Genomic DNA, 20,354 nt, shown 5'->3' on the forward strand with positions numbered 1-20,354 from the left:
CGGTGGTGATACCCGTCGGGCTCGAACAGCGTGGACCGCGGCGGTGTCAGGCCCGATCGACGAACACGGCGTCTGCGGACGTGTGTCCGCTGTTGAACGACGACACTTTGACCCGGATCGGGTCCCCGACGGAGACCGACGACGGAACGTCCTCGACGAACAGGACGAACCCCTCGACCTTCCCGACGGCGACCCGATCCCCCGAATGGTGGTCGGTGAACTCGGTCACGCCCAGCGTGTGGGCCTCCCCGATCTCGACGGGCGGGTCCCGCTGCTGTGCGGCCTCGTGGGCACGCTCCGACGCCTTCCGGTCCCCGGAGCGTCGACGGCGTACCGCGGCGGCGGCCGCCAGCACCGCCACGCAGCCGGCCCCGGCGGCGACCCAGACGGGTTCCATACCCGCCCCTCTCCTCCGACCGCCATGAAATCTGCGGAGTCCAGACCGCCAGCGTTCCGCCACCCCGACGGAGAGGCCATCATTTGCCAACACTAGTCGTATATTTTACCACATACACACCGTATAATTGAGGTTTTCGAGCCGTCCAATCGGTCCACGCCGCTGCTCCAGCCCTCAAAGGTCGAGCGACGACTGCGATCAATCGACCTGTTCCCCTATGGTGGACAGCGATTCAGATCCGGTTCGTTGTCCTGCAACTATCCGGTTTCGACTCGGCGATCCGTATCGGTCTTCGGTTCCATCCCCAGAGAGATACCGATCCGTCGCTCGTTTGCGTCATTACAAATCGGGCGTCGAGTACGATGTATCAGTTTTGATCTCAACGATCTACGTTACTTTTGTCACTTCTCGAAGCGGTGCTCACTGCCGTTGTCTCCCAGCAGAGCGTGGTGATCGCGGTGACTACGTCCGGCCGACGCTGGTGAGTATCTGGAACGAGGGCTACACCGTCCGCTTACGCTGATAGCATTGTAATCTACTATGTATGCTCACCGGCGCAGGCATCGAGACAGCAGTTCGGGCCCCCTACTTCGTCGTCGCGGCCTGTGAGGCGTGGATTTCGACAGTTGAACTGTCAAGAGTTACTTACTCCTCGCGACGGTGTCCTTACTCCGCTCGGGCGGATACACGGTTCGAAGAAGGCCGTCCGCGGCGGTCGGCCCGTCGAGTAATCGGACCGTGTGCGCCGCTCGGCCCGGTAACGGCGACTTTCGCCCGATGGAACCGAAAGAACGGTATCGTCCGTTTATCATCACCGGCCTCCTATCACCGATCGCGACTCGGCGACGCACATCAGCATATGAGTTTACACGAAATCGCTGACGGACGGGATCCGAACCGCGAGCACAGAGACCTCCGAATCGACGCGAGATCCGACGGTCGAAGCGATCGCGACGGGACCCGCCACGTCCCTCCGTCGAACGCTGGACCCGACGAGCCGTCCCCACCGGACGGGGAAGAGCCCGCCGGCGAACGCGGCGGACAGGTCAGCTCGCTGGCGGTCGACGACACGGACGACGGATCGGCGAGCCCGGACCGGCTCGTGGCCGGTGCCGTCCCGAGCGAGCGGACCGTCTCGCTGTACGCGTCCTCCGACGGAGGCTCGACATCCAAGTCCGACAACGTGTGCATCGGGATGCAGTCCCGGATGGGACGGTCCCGAACGGAGCGACAGTCGACCCGAGTCTCGGGCGCGACCTCCGACATCGCCGCGTGGCGAGTGGGATCCGAGGGGGAAGACTCCGAGGGCCACCACCCCGCGTGCGCCCAGACCACGGGATATCTCGCGTCTCGACGGTGACGATCCCCTCGTCGATCGCTCGGTGCCGTAGCGGGAACGGCTCGCCGCCTCGCTACCACGCTGCCTCGCCAGTTTCGGGCCGCGATCGGCGTCGATCTCCCCCAGTCTTATGTAACAAACGGAGATCCTCGGAGGATAATTGTTACATAAGAACCGCCTGCTGGAGCCGCCCGGCCCCGCTCTACGCGGGACACCGGATTTCCCGGGACACCGGATTTCCGATGAACCGCTCGTAGTCGGTCACCGACCGTCGGGCACACTAGATTTCCGGTGAAACACGAGTAACGGACCGTTACTTCGGCGGAACTGCACACCGCGTTTCCGGTGAACAGATCAGTAATGCAAGGTTATCGCGGGCGAACAGTAACTCGAGAACCCGCTGAACGGGAAGACCGTCGGAGGAGGATGGGTCGTTAAGCGGTCCTGGCGACTCAGGGATCGCGGTGACGAGCAACGGAGGTCCTCACTCGATAGTGTCGGCCAGGACATCCCGCACGACCTGGGGGTCTTCGAGGAGTTTGTGGTTGGTGTAACTCCCTTCGGCGCTGCCCCCGCTGTGGCGGGACTGTTCGATGATGTCGAGGAAGGCGTGTTCCTTGAGCAGGTCGCGAACCCGCCGCAACGAGAGCGTGTCCGAGCTCTCCTGGCGGCAGATCTCCTTGTAGACGTCGTACACCTCGGTGGTCCGGAAGCCGTCCTGGTTGTCCTCGTTGAGCGAGAGCACGGTCAGCGCCTGGAGGACGTACCGGGAGTGGGGCGTCGACCCCCGGATGAGTTCGCGGAATCGGTCGGTCTCGGCGCGTTCGCGGGCGTCGACGACGAACTCCTCGGTGACGCGGTCGGCGCCGCGGGACTGGGCGATCTCGCCGGCGTACCGGAGGATGTCGATGGCCTGGCGCGCGTCGCCGTGTTCGCGAGCGGCCAGCGCCGACGCCTTCGGGATGACGCCGTCCTCGAGGACCCCGTCCCTGAAGGCGTCCCGTCGAGCTTCCATGATCCGGTTGAGCTGCGTGCCGTCGTACGGCGGGAAGACGAACTCCCGCTCGCAGAGGCTGGACTTGACCCGCTCGTTGAGCTGCTCTTCCTTGTACTTGATCTTGTTGCTGATGCCGATGACGCCGATCTTGCAACTGTCGACCTTGCCGGCTTCCCCGGCGCGGGAGAGCTGCATCAGGATGTCGTCGTCTTCGAGTTTGTCGATCTCGTCGAGGATGACGAGGACCACGTCGTACAGCACGTCGAGGATCCGCCAGAGGCGCTTGTAGTACGTCGAGGTGGCGATCCCCTTGTCGGGGATCTTGATCTCGGTCCGCGACCGGTCGTTGAGCGTCGCGGCGATGGTCTGGACGGCCTGGGTCTCCGTCGAGTCCTGGGCGCAGTCGACGTACGCGAACGTCGCGGCCACCCCCTCGTCGTTCGCCGTCGACGTGAGACGGCGGGAGACGTGCTTCGCGCAGAGCGATTTCCCGGTCCCCGTCTTCCCGTAGATGAGGACGTTGCTCGGGCTCTGCCCGAAGATGGCTGGATTCACGGCGTTCGCGAGGTTCTGGATCTCCTCGTCGCGGCCGACGATCCGGCCCTCGTCCGGAAGGTGGTTGATCTCGAGCAGTTCCTTCTGGACGAAAATCGGGTCTTCCCTGATGAACAGATCGTCGGAGCCTGACATGCGATTGTGACACCGTGTTTCCGGTGAAATCACTTTATTCTTTCCTAGAGCACGGGAATTCGGTGGGGGACGGGGGAGTAGGGTGGTGAGACACACACACCGGGTTTCCGGTGAAACGGGGGATCGGGTGGGGAGGGGTGCAGTTGAAACGGGGGTTCGGGCCGGGTCCGAGCGGATCTGTGGAATCCACGAACGACATCATAGATTCGACCGAGACAGTGACTACAACCGAGACGGTGACTACGACCGAGACGGTGACTACGAAGATCGTTCGAGAGGGCGATGACCGACAGACACGCTGGAACCCGTGAATACGGTGAAATGAGAACACAGAAGTGGATACCCAGTGCTGACTGGGAGCAAGAAGAAGGCTCAGGACAGAACAACGGAACTGAGTGGAACAACTCGAACGAGGTCGAATCCCCGAGATCGACGAAGTGAACACCGACGAACGGCCCGGTGACCACCGAAGAGTGCTTCACCGGAAACCCAGTGTGCCAGCAGTTAGCCGTTCCGGGATACGAGCGACTGAAAGGAACTGCACCACGAGTGGTCGATACACGAGAAGGAGTGCAGTGAGATACACGAGAAGGAATGCAGTGATATTGAGAGATGAATCGTGTAGGAGTCGACAGAGAGTCGGAAACTGACCTGGAAACTGATCCGGTCCGTATCTCGATTGCCTATTCGACCTTGTTTCCAGTGGAGTATCCTTTGGACTTTGCTCTATTATATTATATTAAATCTTTCTATAGTGTTAGTTAGTGTGTGTTTAGAATAGCTCAGAGTGTCATTCTTAGCCGCCTCGAAGAAATCGACTCTCTCTTTATAATCTATCGGGTGTTGTCATAGTAGTTCGAACGTTTTCACTGTCTGTTCGTGGTCAGGCGGTCTGCCGTTCGTCGCTCGATCCGCGTACGCTCAGCAATCCGTCTGTAGAGTCGCTAATTAGCAATATGAGTCGCTAATTAGCAATATACGTGACTCAGTGAAGGCGATCCTGTCTCCCACGTTCCCCTCGCACTCCGACAGGCCAGCCCCACTTACTCCCCGTTTCACCGGAAACCCGGTGTGTGTGTCTCGCCCGGTCACCGGCTCGTCCGCGATTCAGGACCTGGACTTCATCGGACTCGTCACCATAACCCATCCGTAGGGACTCCCCACTGAAGACACTCCACCTCGTCGACGTGAACCCATCGTCAACGGCTCCCGTCCGGCTTACTGGTTTTCGACGTACTCCTTCCGGAGGGTCCCGTCGTCGTCGCGGTAGTATCTGTACTCGTACGGTCCGTGCATATCGCCCTCCGCGCCCGAGGCGCATCTGCAGCTGTCTTTCCCGCACTTCACGAGTTCCTCGACGACGTATCCGTCCGGGTCGTCGTCGACGACCGTCGCGTCGTCGGGCAAATCACCCGACTCGACCGGCCGTTCCATCTCCGCGATCAGCTCGTCGATGAACTCTCTCGTCGCCTCCAGCGTCGACGCGTCCTGCTTCGGGAGCCCCTCGGCGAGGTACTTCGGCAACGACGGAGGGGGTGAGATATCGCCCGCCATGTCTTATGTAACAATACACCCGCCGTAACCAAGAAAGTTGTTACGTAAGATCATCGACGGGCCCGGAACGGCTCCGGCTACCGAATCGGAGTTGGTTACCTCGCGAGTAGGGTCGCGTTTTGCGGCCGGATTCGGGCGTTTTACGGTCGAATACGAGAGATAGGACAGGTAAGAATCAATTAGCCGAGGAAACTATCGAACCGCTATTTGTGGCCGATCGGTGAACCATCGGACGGGTAGCCACCCGGACAGAACCATGACACAGCACATCACTCAGACGGAACAGGGACAGTACGCACAGCCGACCGATCAGCGGCCCTCGGCGCAGGGGATGCAACCGACACAGGGGTCGATGCAGTCCGCCGGCGGATCGATGGGATCGGCCGGGATGCAATCGAGCGGAATGCAGTCCACAGGCATGCAGTCGACCGGGATGCAGACCGGCGGGACGCTCCCCCAGCAGTACCGCACGTCACTCGCGAGCGTGGCCGAGGCGATACAGGTCTGCGGCTGGTGTGCCGACCAGTGTATCCAGGAGGCGGACCCGATGATGACGGAGTGTATCCGTCTCTGTGAGGACGTCGTCGAGCTCGGCGAGGCCGTGCTCGCGACGGTGCCGCGGAACTCCCGGTTCGCCGGAGAGATCGTCGAGACGTTCCAGCGGGCGGCCCAGGCGTGCGCCCAGGAGTGCAGCCAGCACCAGCACTCACACTGCCAGGAGTGCGCGACCGTCCTCGGCGAGACGCTCACCGCGACGGACCAGCTGATCGGCGCGGGATCCCAGCAGCGCTTCTGACACCGCGGGAACCCGAGCTCGCGGGAACTCGTGGACCGTCTCCGCGGGAGCGGTCCTGCGGACGCCGACACCGCGCTCACTCCCCTTTTTCGCGACGGGTTCGCGTCCCGACCCACGCACCGAGGGTGATCCCGTAGAGGACGTGCCCGACGTGGAAGGCGAACCTGTCGTCGGGCTCCGTGCGCAGGAGCCGACCGAGGACGAGTCGCTCGCCGACGACGGACAGCGCGACGCCGTAGAGCAACCCGGCCATCGTCACGGTGACCTCGCCCGAGCGCTCGGGCGGTCCGCTCACGCTGTCGTCCAGGAACGACCGCATCCGTTCGCGGTCCAGCGACGCGCGGCCGGAGACCAGTGCGCCGAAGACGCCACCGGCACCGATCCCGTAGGCGAAGTGGAGCACGAGCGCCGCCAGCGGGTGGTCCTGTGGTCGCCCGCCCGCGACGAACGTCGTCCAGAACTCCGCCGACGGCGGGAGCGACCGAGTCACCGGGAGCCGATAGACCGTCATCACCAGCGTCGCGAGCGCGCCGCCTTCGATGCCGCGACGGACCCGGCCGGCCACGTCCGGACCCTCCGGTGCGGTACCGTCGTTCGTGTCGGTGTCCTCTCGTCGCCGGTCGCGAAGTGCGGTGAACGTTCGACCCATGTTATCTCTCATACATGGGAACAGTGTGGGTAAGCGCACGGCGCGCGATGTCCGGCCGCGACCCGGGTATATCAATGCCTTACCGTCTAGGGCGGCCTTTCCGCGGACCGATTCGATGGAGCGAGTCGGCAATACTTACGCGTCCGGATCGAAGGATCGGGTGGCGATATCCAATGAGCGACAGTGAAGTCTACGACCAACAGGAGCATCGAGAGGACGACCACGACAGCAGGGAAGTCGACACGAACCCATCGGAGGCCGGGAAGTGGGTGTCCGCCCTGGTAGCCCTGCTCGGGCTGTGGATGCTCGCGGAGGCGTTCATCCTCAACCCGGTCGCGGGGAACTTCTGGAGTGACATCATCGTCGGGGCAGCGCTGGTCGTCCTCGGCGGGTACAACTACTACCGCCGCGCCAACGAGAAGCTGGGCAGCGTCGGTGTCGGCGCCTTCGTCGCGCTGCTCGGGCTCTGGCTGATCGCGACACCGTTCATCCTCGGGTCGACCGAGGGGTTCGCGGCGGTCGAGACGGACCTGGAGTTCTGGAACGACATCGTCGTCGGCCTCCTCGTGTTCGTCCTCGGCGCCTACAGCGCCTACGAGGCGCGCGACACCGACGTCGCGACCCCGGCGGCCCGAACCTGACGGAACGGTAACGCGGTAGTCAACGCCACACCGACGAACCGATCCGACGCCAGGCCCGGTACAGATCCGACGCCCGGTTCGTACTTTTTCGAACCCGTGTCGCGGTATGAATCGCCCCAAGGATAGTTTCGCGAGAACGGTTCGCGAGAGTCACCGATCGGGGAGATCACCGATCAGGAGGCGGCTCGCTGTCGCGCGATTGCCCGCCGTCGCCGTGCCCGAGGTCCACGGGATCGAGGTCGTCGACGGCCGGCGTGTCGAGGACGCTTCCGTCGACGTCGAACCGCGAACCGTGACAGGGGCAGTCCCAGGACCGCTCGCCGTCGTTCCAGGAGACGAGACAGCCCATGTGCGGACAGACCGCCGAGACCGCGTGGACCGCCCCGTCTTCGTCGCGGTAGACGGCGACGGGGTCGTCGCGCTCGTCGGCGACGGTCGCCTCGCCGGGTGCCAGTCCCGAGAGGTCGAGGTCGGGTCGGCCGCGGACGCGGTCGGAGAGCAAGTGCTCCATCGCGTGCCTGTTGTGCGAGACGAGGTCGGACTTCGAGGCGCCGAACTCGAAGCGCGTCGGGTCGTACACGTCGCTCCAGGTGTTCGATCGGCCGGAGATCAGGTCGGCGAGGACGACCCCTGCCGCGACGCCGTTCGTCATGCCCCACCCGCCGAAGCCGGTCGCGACGTAGACGCCGTCGAGCTGTGGCGCCGCCCGGCCGACGAACGGCACGCTGTCGACCGACACGTAGTCCTGGGTCGCCCAGCGGTACTCGATCGCCTCGACGTCGAACCGTTCGCGGGCCCGCCGTTCGAGCGTCCGGTAGCGGTCGGTCGTGCTGTCGGCGTGGCCAGTACGGTGGTTCTGTCCGCCGATCAGGACCAGCGACTCCGACCCGGCGTGGGGACGAACCGAGAAGTACGGCTCGCCGGGGTCGTAGTACATCCCGTCCGGCGTGTCGCCCGACAGCCGGGCGGCGAGGACGTACGACCGCTTGGGCGAGAGCCGCGAGAAGTACAGCGCGTGGTCGGAGACGGGGAAGTGGGTCGACAGAACCACGTCGTCGGCGACGACCTCGCCGCGGTCGGTGCCGAGCCGGCAGGGGTCGCCGTCGTCGACCTCCGTGACCACCGTCTCCTCGTAGATCCCGCCGCCAGCGGAACTCGACTTGTCACCGGCGGAACCCGACTCGCCGCCGGCGCCGCTCCCGCCGTCCCTCTCGCCGGTCCCCTGGTCGGCGACTCGCTCGGCGAGCGCGAGGAGGTACTTCCGCGGGTGGAAGTACGCCTGGTCGTCGAACCGGACGGCGCCGGCCACCTCGTAGGGGAGCTCGGTCGACTCGACGAACGAGGCGGGGAGGCCGAGCCGTCGGGCGGCGTCGACCTCCCGGCGCACGTCGCGGCGGTCGGCGGACGATTCGACGTAGGTGTACGCCGGGGCGCGGCCGAACTCGCAGCCGATGTCGAGCCGGTCGACGGTGTCGGCGATCCGCTCGATCGCCGCCTGGTTCGCCTCGGCGTACTGGCGGGCCCGCCGCTCGCCGAAGTGGTCGATCAGGTGGTCGTAGACGAGCCCGTGCAGCGCGGTCACCTTGGCGGTCGTGCGGCCCGTCGTCCAGTCGAGGATGCGGTCGCGCTCGACGACGGCGACGGTCCGGCCCCGCTCGACGAGCTCGAACGCGGTCGCGATCCCGGCGATGCCGCCGCCGACGACCGCCGCGTCGACGCGGACGTCGCCGTCGAGCGGTCCGTAGTCCGTCGGTTCGGACGTGGCGGTCCACAGCGACTCGTGGCGGCCGGCCGGCTCGCCGCCGTCGGCCAGGGCAACATCGCCATCCAGCACGCTGCCGGGGTCGCCGTCGGGATCAGTATCGCCCGCAGGTAGATCTGGTGTCATCTGTCGGAGCCTCCGAATCGGGAGAGACACGCCCGGCGGCGGCATGAAGATTCGCCCGGGACGTGCGCGGGGGCCGAACGTCGGGTGTCCGGTGTCGATAGCGACGCGGCCCTTCGATCGCCGGCCGAACGACTACCGAGTCGCCGCCCGTACCCCCGGTCCCATGAGCCAGCACGGCAAGCAGCCGAGCGAGGAGGTCGACGACCGACAGCTGCGACTGGCGCAGGAGGCGGGTGACGCCTACCGCGCGGCCGTCGACTACATGATCGAGGAGGTCGCCCACACGGGCGACACCCGCGAGGCCGGCGACTACGTGGTCGGGTTCGCCCAGGAGGAGGCCGAGGGCCTCTACGAACTCGTCGGCGAGGGCGAGTTCGAGTGGCGGGAACCGGACGACGAGAACGCCCACATCGAGGTGGCGGTCGCCGACGCCGACGACGGCCGGATGGTGCCCGGCGCGGAGGTGAGCCTCCGGATCTCGGACCGCGACGGCGAGCAGGTCGAGGCGGCGACACTCCCGCTGCTGTGGCACCCGGGGCTGTACCACTACGGCGCCAACGTCCGCCTCCCGGACGACGGGACGTACACGCTGGAGATCCGCGTCGAACCGCCGACCATGCACCGCCACGACGAGGAGAACGGCGACCGCTACGGCGAACCCGTCGAGGTCACCTTCGAGGACGTGGACGTGAAGACCGGACAGGGCTGACCGGGACGACCCGGAATCGGGCGGGACGGGACCGAACGGGACGGCCGGCTGCGACGGCGAAACACGCCTCACCGCCGAGTAACGAGCGGTTACCTGCCACGGCGTTAAGTGCGTCCCGGCCCAATCCGCCGTATGTCCCGGATAGGGGCTGACGCGGCCGTCAGAGGTGAGTCTCGCGGATGAGCCTTGCCACCCGACGACCGGTCAGCCGGGCCCTCACGTTCGTTCGGAGCCTGGTGTCGGTGTATCGGACGCGGGACGTGCCGTTCATGGCGGGGAGCATCGCCTACGCGGCGTTCGTGTCGCTGGTCCCGTTGCTGTTGCTCGCGCTCGTCGCCGCCTCGGTGCTGGGCGGGGAGCCCCTGCAGCAGTCCGTCCTCGCGATGACGGAACAGTATCTCACGCCCTCGGCGCGGGACCTGGTGAGCCAGTCGCTCGACCAGGCCGAGAGCCGCGTCCAGTTCTCCATCATCGGCGGCGCGGCGCTGCTGTGGGCGACGCTCAAGGTGTTCCGGTCGCTCGATACGGCGTTCTCCGAGCTCTACTCGGTCGAGACCGACGTCAGCATCGTCGAGCAGGTCTCGGACGGACTGCTCGTGCTCGGCGGGATGGGGGTCGCGTTCCTGGCGATGGTCGCCGTCGGAGCGGTCGTCGCGTACGCGCCGACGTTCTCGACCGGTGTCGAGACCGCTCTCCCGCTGGTGCAGATCCTCGGGTTCGCCGGGCTGATACTCGGACTGATCGTCGCCTTTCTCCCGATGTACTACGTGTTCCCGAACGTCGAGATGACGCTCACGCGGGCGTTGCCGGGGGCGACCGTCGCCGCCGTCGGCTGGACGCTCCTGCAGGCGCTGTTCCAGGTGTACGTGTCGATGAGTTCGACGAGCGAACTCTACGGTGTCCTCGGCGGGATCATCCTGCTGATCACCTGGCTCTACTTCGGGTCGGTGGTCATCCTGCTCGGCGGGGCCACGAACGTGGTGCTCTCGGGACGCCACCGGATCCCCGGGTACGATGCGGCGATCTGACGTGACCCGAGACCGCCGATCCCCGTCGCCCCCGGAGCGTCGACCTCGGTCGTCCGGGGCGCGCGGGTCGTTCCCCGGCCGGGAGGGTCCGCCGGCGTGAGCGATCCGCTCGGGCTGGCAGGACGGCACGCCACGACCGCGGCGGAGAGGATCAACGCACTCTACCGCCGGATCAAGTCTAGCCGCCCCGTCTCGTGGGTCCTGTTCACCGGGTCGCGGCCCGCGGTGACGCTGGTGTTGCTGGTCGGGGTGTTCACCTTCCTCGTCGTGCTGGCGCTGTTGCGGCCGGTCGACATCCAGCAGTTGCTCACGGACACGAACACGCTCCAGACGCTGTTCACGACGCTGTTGAGCGGCGCGATCCTCATCGTCTCGGTCGTCTCGTCGATCAGCTCGATCGTGCTCTCCCAGGAGATCACGGACATCGAGACCGAGCGGTCGCGGATCGACGCCTCCATCGAGTTCCGCCGGCGGGCGGAGAACCTCGCGGAGGTCGAGGCCAGCCCGAGCCAGCCGGCGGCGTTCCTGGAGGTGATCCTCTACTCGATCTACCGGGAGGCGCGCGCGCTCCAGCGGACGGCGGACCACTGCGACGACGAGGAGTGTCGCGACCAGATCGACGCGCTCACCGACGAGATCGTCGACGAGGCCCGGGACGCCGCGGAGACGCTGGACGGGGCCCGGTTCGGCACGTTCAACGTGCTCTCGGCGGGGCTGCACTACGACTACTCCTGGCAGCTCAACACGGCCAGGCGGATCCGTAACCGCTACGAGGACCAGCTGGACGACCGGACGAACGACGCGCTCCAGGAGCTCATCGACACGCTGAAATTCTTCGCCACCGGCCGGGAGTACTTCCAGTCGCTGTACTACAAGCGGGAGGTCGCCCGGCTGTCGAGCAACCTCCTGTACGTCTCCCTGCCGGTCGTCGTCTTCATCTCCTATCTGCTGCTGGCGCTCAACACCGGGATCATCCCGGTCTTCCGGGTCGGGCCGCTCACGTCGTTGCCGCTGTTCGTCATGTTCGCGTACACGGTGTCGATCGCGCCGTACGTGGTGTTGACTGCCTACGTCGTCCGCGTCGCGGCGATCACGCTGAAGACGCTGGCGGCCGGCCCGTTTCTCGTCCGCCAGCCGAAACACGACGACATCGTCGAACTCCAGGTGGATATCGAACCGGACGCGTGGGACGACCAGGCCGCCGGGGAACGGAAAGGGGGCACCGCGGGTGACGCGAACTCGACGGACGGGACGGCAGCGGACGACGGGACCGCTGGGGAAACTACCGTGAACGCCGACGGCGGAGGCGACGACGGGGGCGGTCAGTCGACGGACGCCGTCGATCGGTCGGAGTCCGACGACGCGGGGGTCGATCCGGCGAGCGGGGACGACGACGACGGGCGCCACGCAGCCGACGGCGGTCCGGGGGAGAGTTGCACGGACCGGTGAGGTCGTCGACCGTCGGCGAGCGGGGACTCGTCGACCGGGCCGACACCCCCGAATTCCGATAGATCGGACGGAACACATCCCTTACCGGCAAAAGCCCCTTTCGTGGGCGGCCCCAACGGGTTCCATGGCCGTGTACGACGTCGTCCTCCTGGTGGTGAGTATCGCGATCCTCGGGGCCGTCGTTCTGCCGCGCGTCTTCGCCGACAAGCCGATGTCGTTCCCGCTCATCTACGTCCTCGCGGGGGCGGCGATCTTCTCGCTCCCGCTGGGGGTGCCGACGCCGGACCCCGTCGAGTCACCGGCGCTGACCGAACACCTGACGGAACTCGTGGTGATCATCGCGCTGATGGGCGCGGGGCTGAAACTGGACAGGCCGTTCGACTGGCGGGCGTGGGGGCCGGCCTGGCGGCTGCTGGGGGTCACGATGCCGCTTACCATCATCTCCGTCGCCGTGCTGGGGTGGCTTGTGCTCGACCTGCACCCGGCGGCGGCGGTGTTGATGGGCGCGGTGGTCGCGCCGACCGACCCGGTGCTGGCCTCGACCGTCGAGGCGACGCCGCCGACCGCCGAGACCGACGCCGAGATCGACCCGGACGACCAGGAGGGGGAGATCCGGTTCGCGCTCACCTCCGAGGCGGGGCTCAACGACGGGCTCGCCTTCCCGTTCACGTACCTCGCGATCGTCATGGCGGGCGCCAGCCTCGGAGCGACCGGGGACGCGGGGACCGCCGAGGCCGCGCTCGGGTCGGTGTGGCCGTGGCTCTCGGAGTGGTTCGGCTTCTACGTCGTCTACAAGATCGCCGTTGGGGTCGTCGGCGGCGTCGTCGTCGGGTACGTCATCGCTCGGTTCATCTTCGGGCGCCCGTCGAGCACCGACCTCGCGCGGGTCATGGAGGGCGCGGAGGCGCTTGCGGCGACGCTTTTGGCCTACGCGGCGACCGAACTCGTCGCCGGCTACGGCTTCATCGCCGTGTTCGTCGCCGCGCTCGTGCTCCGTCACTACGAGTGGGAACACGAGTACTACCAGAAGCTCCACGACTTCGCCGTCCTGGTCGAGCGCCTGCTGATGGCCGCCGTGCTCGTCCTGTTCGGCGGGACGCTCGTCGGCGGACTCCTCCAGCCGCTGACGGTCGAGCACGTCCTGATCGGGCTGGCACTGCTGCTCGTGATCCGCCCCCTCGCGGGGATCGTCGGAATGCTGGGATCCGACTCGCTGTGGCAGGAGCAGGTGATCATCTCGACCTACGGCGTCCGGGGCATCGGTTCGTTCTTCTACCTCGCCTACGCCCTGAACTCCGCGTCGTTCGCCGAGACGGAGATCATCGTCGCCGCGGAGGAACTGTGGGCGTTCCTCGGGTTCGTCGTCGTCGCGTCGCTGACGCTGCACGGTATCTCTGCAGCCCCGGTGATGAACTCCATCGACGCGTGGCGCACCGAGCACAAGGAGGGGTTCACGGAGCCGGAGGAGGCTGACTGACGGGGCGGTCGCGTGCCGGCTCGCCGCCGCGGGCCGGTCCGCTGCGCGGGTTCGTCCGCGAGGCGCTTGCGAAGGCCTGCCGTTGGGTTTCCCGCGGGACCGTCCAAGGGCGGTCACATGACCGCGGTCAAGATCGTCAAAGTCCTGGGAACCTCGGAGGAGTCGTGGCCGGACGCGGCGGAGGAGGCGGTCGCGCAGGCCAGCCGGACCATCGACGACATCCGCGGCGTCGAGGTCGAGGACTGGACGGCGAACGTCGAGGACGGCGAGGTGACCGAGTACCGGGCGACCGTCGAGGTCGCGTTCCCGGTCCACGAGGACAGACAGCCTTCCGGGTGACCGCCCGCGGCGACCCGCTCGGGGCGCGCAAGTCCCCCGGGCACGGCGGACGGGGAGCTGACGACTACACCTACCGAGACAGATGCACGCGACAGCGACCGGAGTGACAGACCGATGAGTTCAGAGACCGAACTGGCGGCGACCGACGAGGCGAGCGAACGGACAGTCGACGAGATCGAACAGCTGATCGGGGACCGCGCGGTCGGCCGCGACGACCACGTGAACGCGCCGGGGTTCGTCGTCCGGCCGGACGACGTGCAGTCGGTCCTGTTCGACCTCCGCGACGAGGCCGGCTACGACCACCTCAGCTGCGTCACCGCCCAGGAGTACCAGGACCGCTACGAGACCATCTACCACCTCACGAGCTACGACGAGCGCACCGACGAGGTGGACGTCGTCGTCCCGTCGCCGAAGGACGACCCGCGAAACGAGTCGGCCGCGCCCGTCTACAGCACCGCCGGCTGGCACGAGCGTGAGGCCTACGACCTCGTCGGGATCGAGTACGAGGGCCACCCCGACCTGCGGCGGATCCTCCTGCCGGAGACCTGGCAGGGCCACCCGCTGTCGATGGACTACGACCAGACCCAGTCGCAGGTCGTCCCGTTCAAGGAGAACCAGCCGATCCAGTCCGCGACCACCTCGCCGGAGTCGACCGACGACGAGTGGGAGGCCGACCCCGGGACGATGTTCATCAACATCGGGCCCCACCACCCGGCGACACACGGCGTCCTGCACCTCAAGACCGTCCTCGACGGCGAGCAGGTCGACGACGTCGACCCCGACATCGGCTACCTCCACCGCTGCGAGGAGCAGATGTGCGAGCAGGGCACCTACCGACACAAGATCATCCCCTACTCCGACCGGTGGGACTACACCGCGAACATGCCCAACGAGTGGGCGGTCGCCCGGGCCATCGAGAGCCTCGCGGACATCGAGGTGCCCGAGTACGCGCAGGTCCTGCGGACGATGGCCGCGGAGCTGGGCCGGATGATGGGCCACTTCCTCGCGGTCGCGACGTTCTCGCTGGACATCAACGGCGACTTCACCGCCGCCTTCCAGTACGCCTTCCGCGACCGCGAGATCGTCCAGAACATCCTCGAAGATCTCACCGGCCAGCGGATGATGTTCTACTACTTCCGGGTCGGCGGCGTGGCGTGGGACCTGCCCGAGCCCCGCGCGGAGTTCTTCGAGAAGATCCGCGAGTTCACCGACGAACTCCCGCGGCGGGTCGCGGAGTACCACGACCTGCTGTCGAACAACGAGATCTTCCAGTTGCGGACCGTCGACACGGGCGTCCTCGGCCCGGAAGTCGCCAAGTCCTACGGCGCGACGGGCCCGGTCGCTCGCGGGTCGGGCGTCGACTACGACCTCCGCAGGGACGACCCCTATGGCTACTACCCCGAACTCGACTGGGACGTGGCGGTCCAGGAGGGTTGTGACAACTACGCCCGAGTGCTCGTCCGCCTCCAGGAGGTCGAGGAGTCGGCCCGCATCGTCGAGCAGTGCATCGACCTGCTGGCCGACTGGCCCGACGACGAGCGGACGATCCAGGCGAACGTCCCGCGGACGCTCCGACCGGATCCCGACACCGAGGTGTACCGCGCCGTCGAGTCCGCGAAGGGGGAGATGGGCGTCTACATCCGCAGCGACGGCACCGACTCGCCGGCGCGGTTCAAGATCCGTAGCCCCTGCTTCCACAACCTCGCGACGCTCCCCGAGATGGCAGAGGGCGAACTCGTCCCCGACCTGGTGGCCGCGGTCGGTAGCCTCGACATCGTCCTCGGCAGCGTCGACCGCTGACCGGGACCGTGCCTCCGGTCACGTGAGGACCGCGATGCTGCTCGGAACGACTGAATCTCGAAAATATCTCCGGGGGGTCGGGCTCGGAGGTACCGGGTAGTCCGCGGCGGCCGGGTCAGGCGAGACGGATCTCGTCGTCGGCGACCGTCGCGATCTCGTCGTCGGCCAGCGGGTAGTCGTCCTCGTCGGCGTCGCTCCAGCCGAGCCGCGATTTCACCTTGTCCGTCACGCCGGGGTCCGGGTCGACGTAGGCGGTCCCGCCGCGGACCTCCGAGACGACGCCGACCTTCTCGCCGTTGTCGTCGACGACCGGCTTGCCCTGGTCGTCGTCGGAGACGGTGGTTCTGTCGGCCATCGTCACCGACCCCCCGCGCTGTAATGCTCGCTCTGGCGCTCGTGGCGGTCCTCCCCCTCGCGGCGCTGCTGGTAGAGACTCTCCTGGCCCTGCCGGGGCTGCTGGTTCATCCCACCCTGTCGGTGCTGCTGGCCCCGCTGACGCTGCTGACTCTGCTGACGCTGCTGGCTTTGCTGATGCTGCTGACCTTGCTGGTGGCCACTGTGCTGCCCCTGTTCGTGGCTCTGCTGGCCGTGCCCTTGCCGCTGGCTCTGCTGCTGTTGTCCCTGCTGGCCCTGCTGCTGACCGAACTGGCTCTGCTGGGGCCCGTGACGCTGCTGGGCGCCCTGGCGCTGCTGGGACTGCTGGTGTCCTTGCTGGCCCTGCTGGGCGCCGTAGTCGTCCTGGCTCCCGTACCCCTCCCGGTCGTAGTCCTGCCGGCCGTGCTGGTCGCGCTGGCCGCCCTGCATCCCGCGCTGTCGGCGCTCACCGCGCTGCTTGGACTGCTGGCGGCCCTGCTGGGCGCGTGTCCCTCCCTGCTGTCGCTGACCGTGTTGCTGTCCTTGCTGCTGCTGATCCTGCTGATTTTGACGCTGTTGCTGATGGCCCTGCTGTTGCTGGCCCTGATGGTGCTGCCCCTGCTGGTTCCCCTGTTGCTGTTGGCCGTGCTGGGTGCGATTGTACTGTTGCTGGGCGCGGCGGTGGTGCTGGAACTCGTGTTGTTGCTGGTTCTGCTGGTGGCCCTGTTGCTGACTCCGCTGCTGGCCTTGCCGGTTCTGCTGGCGGCTCTGCTGATACCCTTGCTGGTGGCCCTGCTGGTGCTGGTTCTGCTGCTGACCGCCCTGCTGGTGCTGCGCTCGGTTCGAACGTCGGTCGTACTGGTCGCTCCGGTCGGAACTATGTCGGTTCATGATAGGATGCTGGGCACGGCCCGTCGACACGGTTGGCCCGAATAGGACAGCGGGCGGGACGCGCATAGTTAGACGCCGCTTAGTGGCCGGTATGCGCTCGTCCCGCTCCGCCGCGTCGTTGACGCTCGGCGGACCCGCCCGGGCCGGCGATCAGGCGACGGGGTCGTCCGCGAGGCGCACGGTCCCCGAGTCCGGGTCGAACTCGATCACGCCGTGGTCGTCGAGCATCGGCAGCTGGCCGTGGTAGAACCAGGTCTGGACGCGCTGGCGCACGTCGTCCGAGACGTTCTCGGGATCGTCGTCGGTGATCCCGGCGACGACGTGCGTCGCCACTTCGGCGACGCTGGCGGGCTCGTCGCTCTCCCGGAGGTACCTGAGCAGGTACCGGCAGTGCGGGTCCTCGAGCGCGTCGGCGAGCCGCTCGCTCCGCGCCCCCGTGTCGGTCTCGTGTCTGTCGACGATCGCCGTCTCGTCAGCCCCGTGAGTCATGCAAGACACGTTTCTCCCGGACCCTCATGAGGTGTCTGCCTAAAGGAATAGACTCCCGCGCCCTCCGGCGGTTTGCGTCGCCTCTCGCGCGCCGCCGCCCGGCCGTGGGTCTTTCCGGCCCGAGCGCCTACCGGTGGCCATGCACGACCGGCTCGCCAGGGCGAGAGACGCCGTCGACGAAGCGCGCGAGATGACTGACGACGCGACCGCCACGGAGCAACTCGCCTCGGTCCGCGAGGGGATCGAGCGAGTCGACGACGCGCTCGGCGACGACGCGGCCGACGAGGGGGCGGTCGCCGACCCGGAGGCGGGCGAGCGGCTCGAGTCGATCGAGCGACAGCTCGGGACGCTGGCCGACGACGTGGACGAGCTCACCGCGTCGCACCTCTCGACCGCGCGGGACCAGCTCGACGCCTTCCGCCGGGAGTCGGCGCCCGACTGGACGGCGCCGACCGGCGAGGAGCGGGCCGACTCGACGTGACTCCCCTCGCGGGCTCGCGTCAGTCCCCGTCCCTTCCCTCGGACGCGGACGGGTCGGTCGGTGCGGGGGTCTCGCACCCGCCGTCGGTCACCGTCCCGCCGTCGGTCGCGGCCGAGCCGCTGGGTTCGGGCGTGGCCGAGCGGGCGGTGCCCATCCAGCGGTCGATGTTCTCCGAGACGTAGGAGTGACCTCCCCAGCCGAACGCGACGCCGGCGCCGATCGCGACGGCGGCGGCCAGCCCCCAGGCGAACGCCTCGGCGAACAGGTAGAGGATGCCCACGTCGATGCCCATCGTGTCGAGGCCGATGACGATGGCCGTGAAGTAGAGGAACATCCGCGTCCCCGCGGCGAACCACGAGGTGTAGTCCGTCTCCGTGGCGGCGCGGGTCCGCATGATGGCGTCGCCGATGAAGTCCGCGACGACGAACCCGAGCACGATCACGGCCAGCCCCGCGATGAACGCGGGCAGGTACGAGACGGCCGTCTGGATCCACTGCGAGAGCAGGTCGATGGCCAGGACGTTCGCCGCGGCGAGGATGGCCAGCGCGTAGACGAACCACTTCGCGAGCGCGCCGAACGTCGACGACACCGCCCGGCGTGAGCCGCCCATGATCCGCCCGAGCGGCGTGTCCATGGTCATCGTGTCGAGGCCGACGCGGTCGCTGAGCGACCGGACCGCGGACCCGACCGCGACGCCGACCGCCCAGCCGACCAGCAGGACGAGGAGCGCGCCGACCAGCCGCGGCAGGAACGCGACGATCTCGGCGACGGTCTCTTCGAGGAACGCGGGGATCTCGATCTGTGCGACGGTGTAGAGTGGTCGTGCCATTGATGACACCGCCGGTCCGTTCGACCGCGCGACTCGAAAACCGGGAGGTTGCGCTCGCAACCCCGCCGCCGGAATTCACTGCCAAACGGCCGGTATGCCCGCGGTACCGAGCCCGGTCGCGGTGAACCGACTGTGGCCTTTTCCGGCGTCCGGGCGAACGTTCCGCCGATGTCCGGAGAGCGAGACACCGCACGACAGAGTCAGATCACGACAGACACGGAGACGATCCGCGGGTGGGGGGACGAGCACGACATGGTCCCGGTGCGCTACGAGGAGGACGGCGAGACGCGGATCGCGATGGTCCCCGAGGACGAGGTCGGCGACCGCCACAGCCGGATCGACTGGGACGACTTCGAGCGGGAGATGCACGACCGGGAGATGGTGACCGTCCGCCACGACGAACGCGAGGGCGAGATCGAGGTGGTCGACCGCACGGAGGCGGTGGGCACCGCCGCCCTCTCCAGCGAGGAGGTCGAGGAACAGCTGATCGAGGGCGAGACGATCGAGTCGGAGTTCACCGAGCGGGCGGTCGTCGAGCACACCGTCGTCGAGGAGGTGACCGTCGAGAGCGAGGTGGTCGACCGCGAGCTGGTCGAGTCCGACACCGTCGACGCCGAGCTGGTCTCCCGCGAGGTCGAGGACTGCGAGGTGACGAGCGTCGACACGACCGACGCGGGGATCGAGGCGCTCGACACCTTCGGCACCGGCACCCGCTCGGAGGTCGCCTGCGACGTGGCGGTCACGATCGACGAGGCGTGGACGGTCACGAAGGAGAACGTCGAGCGGATCACCATCGAGAGCCGGGTCGTCCAGGCCGACGTGGAGGAGACCGAGACCGTCGAGTCCGACACCGTCCGGGAGACCGTCGACGTCGAGGGCGTCGAGCGCACCGTGCTGGAGGGCGAACTCGTCGACTCGCCGGAGACGGCGCAGGTCGCCGTCGAGGAGGGCAACGTCGAGAGCCGGTTCCGCGAGGACGACGCCATCGAGACGCACCTCTTCCGGAGCCAGGTCGTCGAGGAGGACGTGTCCGTCCGCCGCGAGGTGACCGGCGAGATCACCGACGCGGAGACGCTCTCCTCGGAGACTATCTCCCACAAGGCTGTCGAGAGCGAGATCGTCGATTCCGACGAGTACGACGCCGAGCTCGTCGTCGAGGACCGCGGGGCCGCGACCGGCAGTGCGGCGGGCGTCGAGGACACCGAGACGCTGGAGGCGGACGAGCCGGCGACCGACGAGCCGGCGACCGCCGACGAGCCGGCCAGGATCGAGCCGACGGACGACGACGTGGGCAAGACGGTCGTCAACGCCAGCGGCGACGAGGTCGGGATGGTCGCCTCCGTCGAGAACGACCGGATGTACGTCGACCCCCACCCCTCGATCACCGACCGCATCCGGACGGCGCTGGGCTGGGGCAACGACGACGAGGACACCTACCCCGTCGACGAGGACCACGTCGCCCGCATCGAGGACGACGAGGTCGTCCTCGGCGTCGACCGGCAGGGGTAGCCGGTCGAGCGGCCGCCCTGTCGAGGCGTCCGGCAGGACGGCCGGCGG

The 20,354-nt window shown here is 67.3% G+C and carries 19 protein-coding genes; 11 read left to right on the forward strand and 8 right to left on the reverse strand.

The window, feature by feature from the left end:
- Positions 1–46: 46 nt before the first annotated feature.
- From ACMGFI_RS20815 to ACMGFI_RS20825, 3 genes are all read right to left on the reverse strand, one after another.
- Positions 47–397, reverse strand: coding sequence for a TRAM domain-containing protein (locus ACMGFI_RS20815; RefSeq protein WP_436912266.1), 351 nt, complete (start codon positions 395–397; stop codon positions 47–49).
- Between the two features lie 1,823 nt (positions 398–2,220).
- A complete protein-coding gene (locus tag ACMGFI_RS20820; protein WP_436912268.1) occupies positions 2,221–3,423 on the reverse strand; it encodes an orc1/cdc6 family replication initiation protein in 1,203 nt (400 codons plus the stop codon).
- 1,218 nt (positions 3,424–4,641) lie between these two features.
- A complete protein-coding gene (locus ACMGFI_RS20825) occupies positions 4,642–4,977 on the reverse strand; it encodes a DUF6788 family protein (RefSeq protein ID WP_436912269.1) in 336 nt (111 codons plus the stop codon).
- A gap of 256 nt (positions 4,978–5,233) precedes the next feature.
- Here ACMGFI_RS20825 and ACMGFI_RS20830 point away from each other — a divergent pair, with 256 nt between their 5' ends.
- A complete protein-coding gene (locus ACMGFI_RS20830; RefSeq protein ID WP_436912270.1) occupies positions 5,234–5,773 on the forward strand; it encodes a four-helix bundle copper-binding protein in 540 nt (179 codons plus the stop codon).
- A gap of 76 nt (positions 5,774–5,849) precedes the next feature.
- Here ACMGFI_RS20830 and ACMGFI_RS20835 read toward each other — a convergent pair whose 3' ends face one another.
- Complete coding sequence (locus ACMGFI_RS20835; RefSeq protein ID WP_436912271.1) at positions 5,850–6,422, reverse strand: hypothetical protein; 573 nt, start codon at positions 6,420–6,422, stop codon at positions 5,850–5,852.
- 173 nt (positions 6,423–6,595) lie between these two features.
- On the opposite strand from ACMGFI_RS20835, the gene ACMGFI_RS20840 reads away from it, so the two are divergent.
- Positions 6,596–7,063, forward strand: coding sequence for an SPW repeat protein (locus ACMGFI_RS20840; RefSeq protein WP_436912273.1), 468 nt, complete (start codon positions 6,596–6,598; stop codon positions 7,061–7,063).
- Between the two features lie 166 nt (positions 7,064–7,229).
- Here the strand turns inward: ACMGFI_RS20840 and ACMGFI_RS20845 are convergent, their stop codons facing one another.
- The gene (locus ACMGFI_RS20845; protein ID WP_436912275.1) at positions 7,230–8,951 is read right to left on the reverse strand and encodes an FAD-dependent oxidoreductase; all 1,722 of its coding nucleotides are present in this window, start codon (positions 8,949–8,951) and stop codon (positions 7,230–7,232) included.
- Positions 8,952–9,114: 163 nt separating this feature from the next.
- Between ACMGFI_RS20845 and ACMGFI_RS20850 the strand changes: the two genes are divergently transcribed.
- The 6 genes from ACMGFI_RS20850 to ACMGFI_RS20875 all read left to right on the forward strand — a co-directional run bounded on the left by ACMGFI_RS20850 (position 9,115) and on the right by ACMGFI_RS20875 (position 15,753).
- Positions 9,115–9,660 carry an iron transporter gene (locus ACMGFI_RS20850; protein ID WP_436912276.1) on the forward strand — a complete coding sequence of 182 codons (546 nt, stop codon included), beginning with the start codon at positions 9,115–9,117 and terminating at the stop codon, positions 9,658–9,660.
- Between the two features lie 179 nt (positions 9,661–9,839).
- Positions 9,840–10,688 (forward strand): YihY/virulence factor BrkB family protein, encoded by an 849-nt coding sequence (locus tag ACMGFI_RS20855; protein WP_436912278.1) that lies wholly within the window; start codon positions 9,840–9,842, stop codon positions 10,686–10,688.
- Between the two features lie 96 nt (positions 10,689–10,784).
- Positions 10,785–12,137 (forward strand): DUF7972 family membrane protein, encoded by a 1,353-nt coding sequence (locus tag ACMGFI_RS20860; protein WP_436912279.1) that lies wholly within the window; start codon positions 10,785–10,787, stop codon positions 12,135–12,137.
- A 124-nt stretch (positions 12,138–12,261) separates the two neighbouring features.
- Positions 12,262–13,614: a cation:proton antiporter gene (locus ACMGFI_RS20865; RefSeq protein WP_436912281.1), complete on the forward strand. Its 1,353-nt coding sequence runs from the start codon at positions 12,262–12,264 to the stop codon at positions 13,612–13,614.
- 117 nt (positions 13,615–13,731) lie between these two features.
- The gene (locus ACMGFI_RS20870; protein WP_436912282.1) at positions 13,732–13,953 is read left to right on the forward strand and encodes a dodecin family protein; all 222 of its coding nucleotides are present in this window, start codon (positions 13,732–13,734) and stop codon (positions 13,951–13,953) included.
- 114 nt (positions 13,954–14,067) lie between these two features.
- Positions 14,068–15,753, forward strand: coding sequence for an NADH-quinone oxidoreductase subunit D (locus ACMGFI_RS20875; RefSeq protein ID WP_436912283.1), 1,686 nt, complete (start codon positions 14,068–14,070; stop codon positions 15,751–15,753).
- A gap of 115 nt (positions 15,754–15,868) precedes the next feature.
- Here ACMGFI_RS20875 and ACMGFI_RS20880 read toward each other — a convergent pair whose 3' ends face one another.
- Complete coding sequence (locus ACMGFI_RS20880; protein WP_436912284.1) at positions 15,869–16,108, reverse strand: DUF8593 domain-containing protein; 240 nt, start codon at positions 16,106–16,108, stop codon at positions 15,869–15,871.
- A 23-nt stretch (positions 16,109–16,131) separates the two neighbouring features.
- Between ACMGFI_RS20880 and ACMGFI_RS20885 the strand changes: the two genes are divergently transcribed.
- Positions 16,132–17,043 (forward strand): hypothetical protein, encoded by a 912-nt coding sequence (locus ACMGFI_RS20885; RefSeq protein WP_436912285.1) that lies wholly within the window; start codon positions 16,132–16,134, stop codon positions 17,041–17,043.
- A 105-nt stretch (positions 17,044–17,148) separates the two neighbouring features.
- On the opposite strand, the gene ACMGFI_RS20890 is transcribed toward ACMGFI_RS20885, so the two are convergent.
- Positions 17,149–17,487 carry a DUF7344 domain-containing protein gene (locus tag ACMGFI_RS20890; RefSeq protein ID WP_436912287.1) on the reverse strand — a complete coding sequence of 113 codons (339 nt, stop codon included), beginning with the start codon at positions 17,485–17,487 and terminating at the stop codon, positions 17,149–17,151.
- Between the two features lie 139 nt (positions 17,488–17,626).
- On the opposite strand from ACMGFI_RS20890, the gene ACMGFI_RS20895 reads away from it, so the two are divergent.
- Entirely contained in the window at positions 17,627–17,968 is a 342-nt protein-coding gene (locus ACMGFI_RS20895) for a DUF7553 family protein (RefSeq protein ID WP_436912288.1), read from the forward strand.
- Positions 17,969–17,987: 19 nt separating this feature from the next.
- Here ACMGFI_RS20895 and ACMGFI_RS20900 read toward each other — a convergent pair whose 3' ends face one another.
- Entirely contained in the window at positions 17,988–18,797 is an 810-nt protein-coding gene (locus ACMGFI_RS20900; protein WP_436912289.1) for a mechanosensitive ion channel family protein, read from the reverse strand.
- Positions 18,798–18,965: 168 nt separating this feature from the next.
- On the opposite strand from ACMGFI_RS20900, the gene ACMGFI_RS20905 reads away from it, so the two are divergent.
- Entirely contained in the window at positions 18,966–20,306 is a 1,341-nt protein-coding gene (locus ACMGFI_RS20905) for a DUF8593 domain-containing protein (protein WP_436912291.1), read from the forward strand.
- Positions 20,307–20,354: the final 48 nt, after the last annotated feature.

It is taken from the genome of Halosimplex marinum (assembly GCF_051414075.1).
In the GTDB taxonomy this organism is placed as follows: domain Archaea; phylum Halobacteriota; class Halobacteria; order Halobacteriales; family Haloarculaceae; genus Halosimplex; species Halosimplex marinum.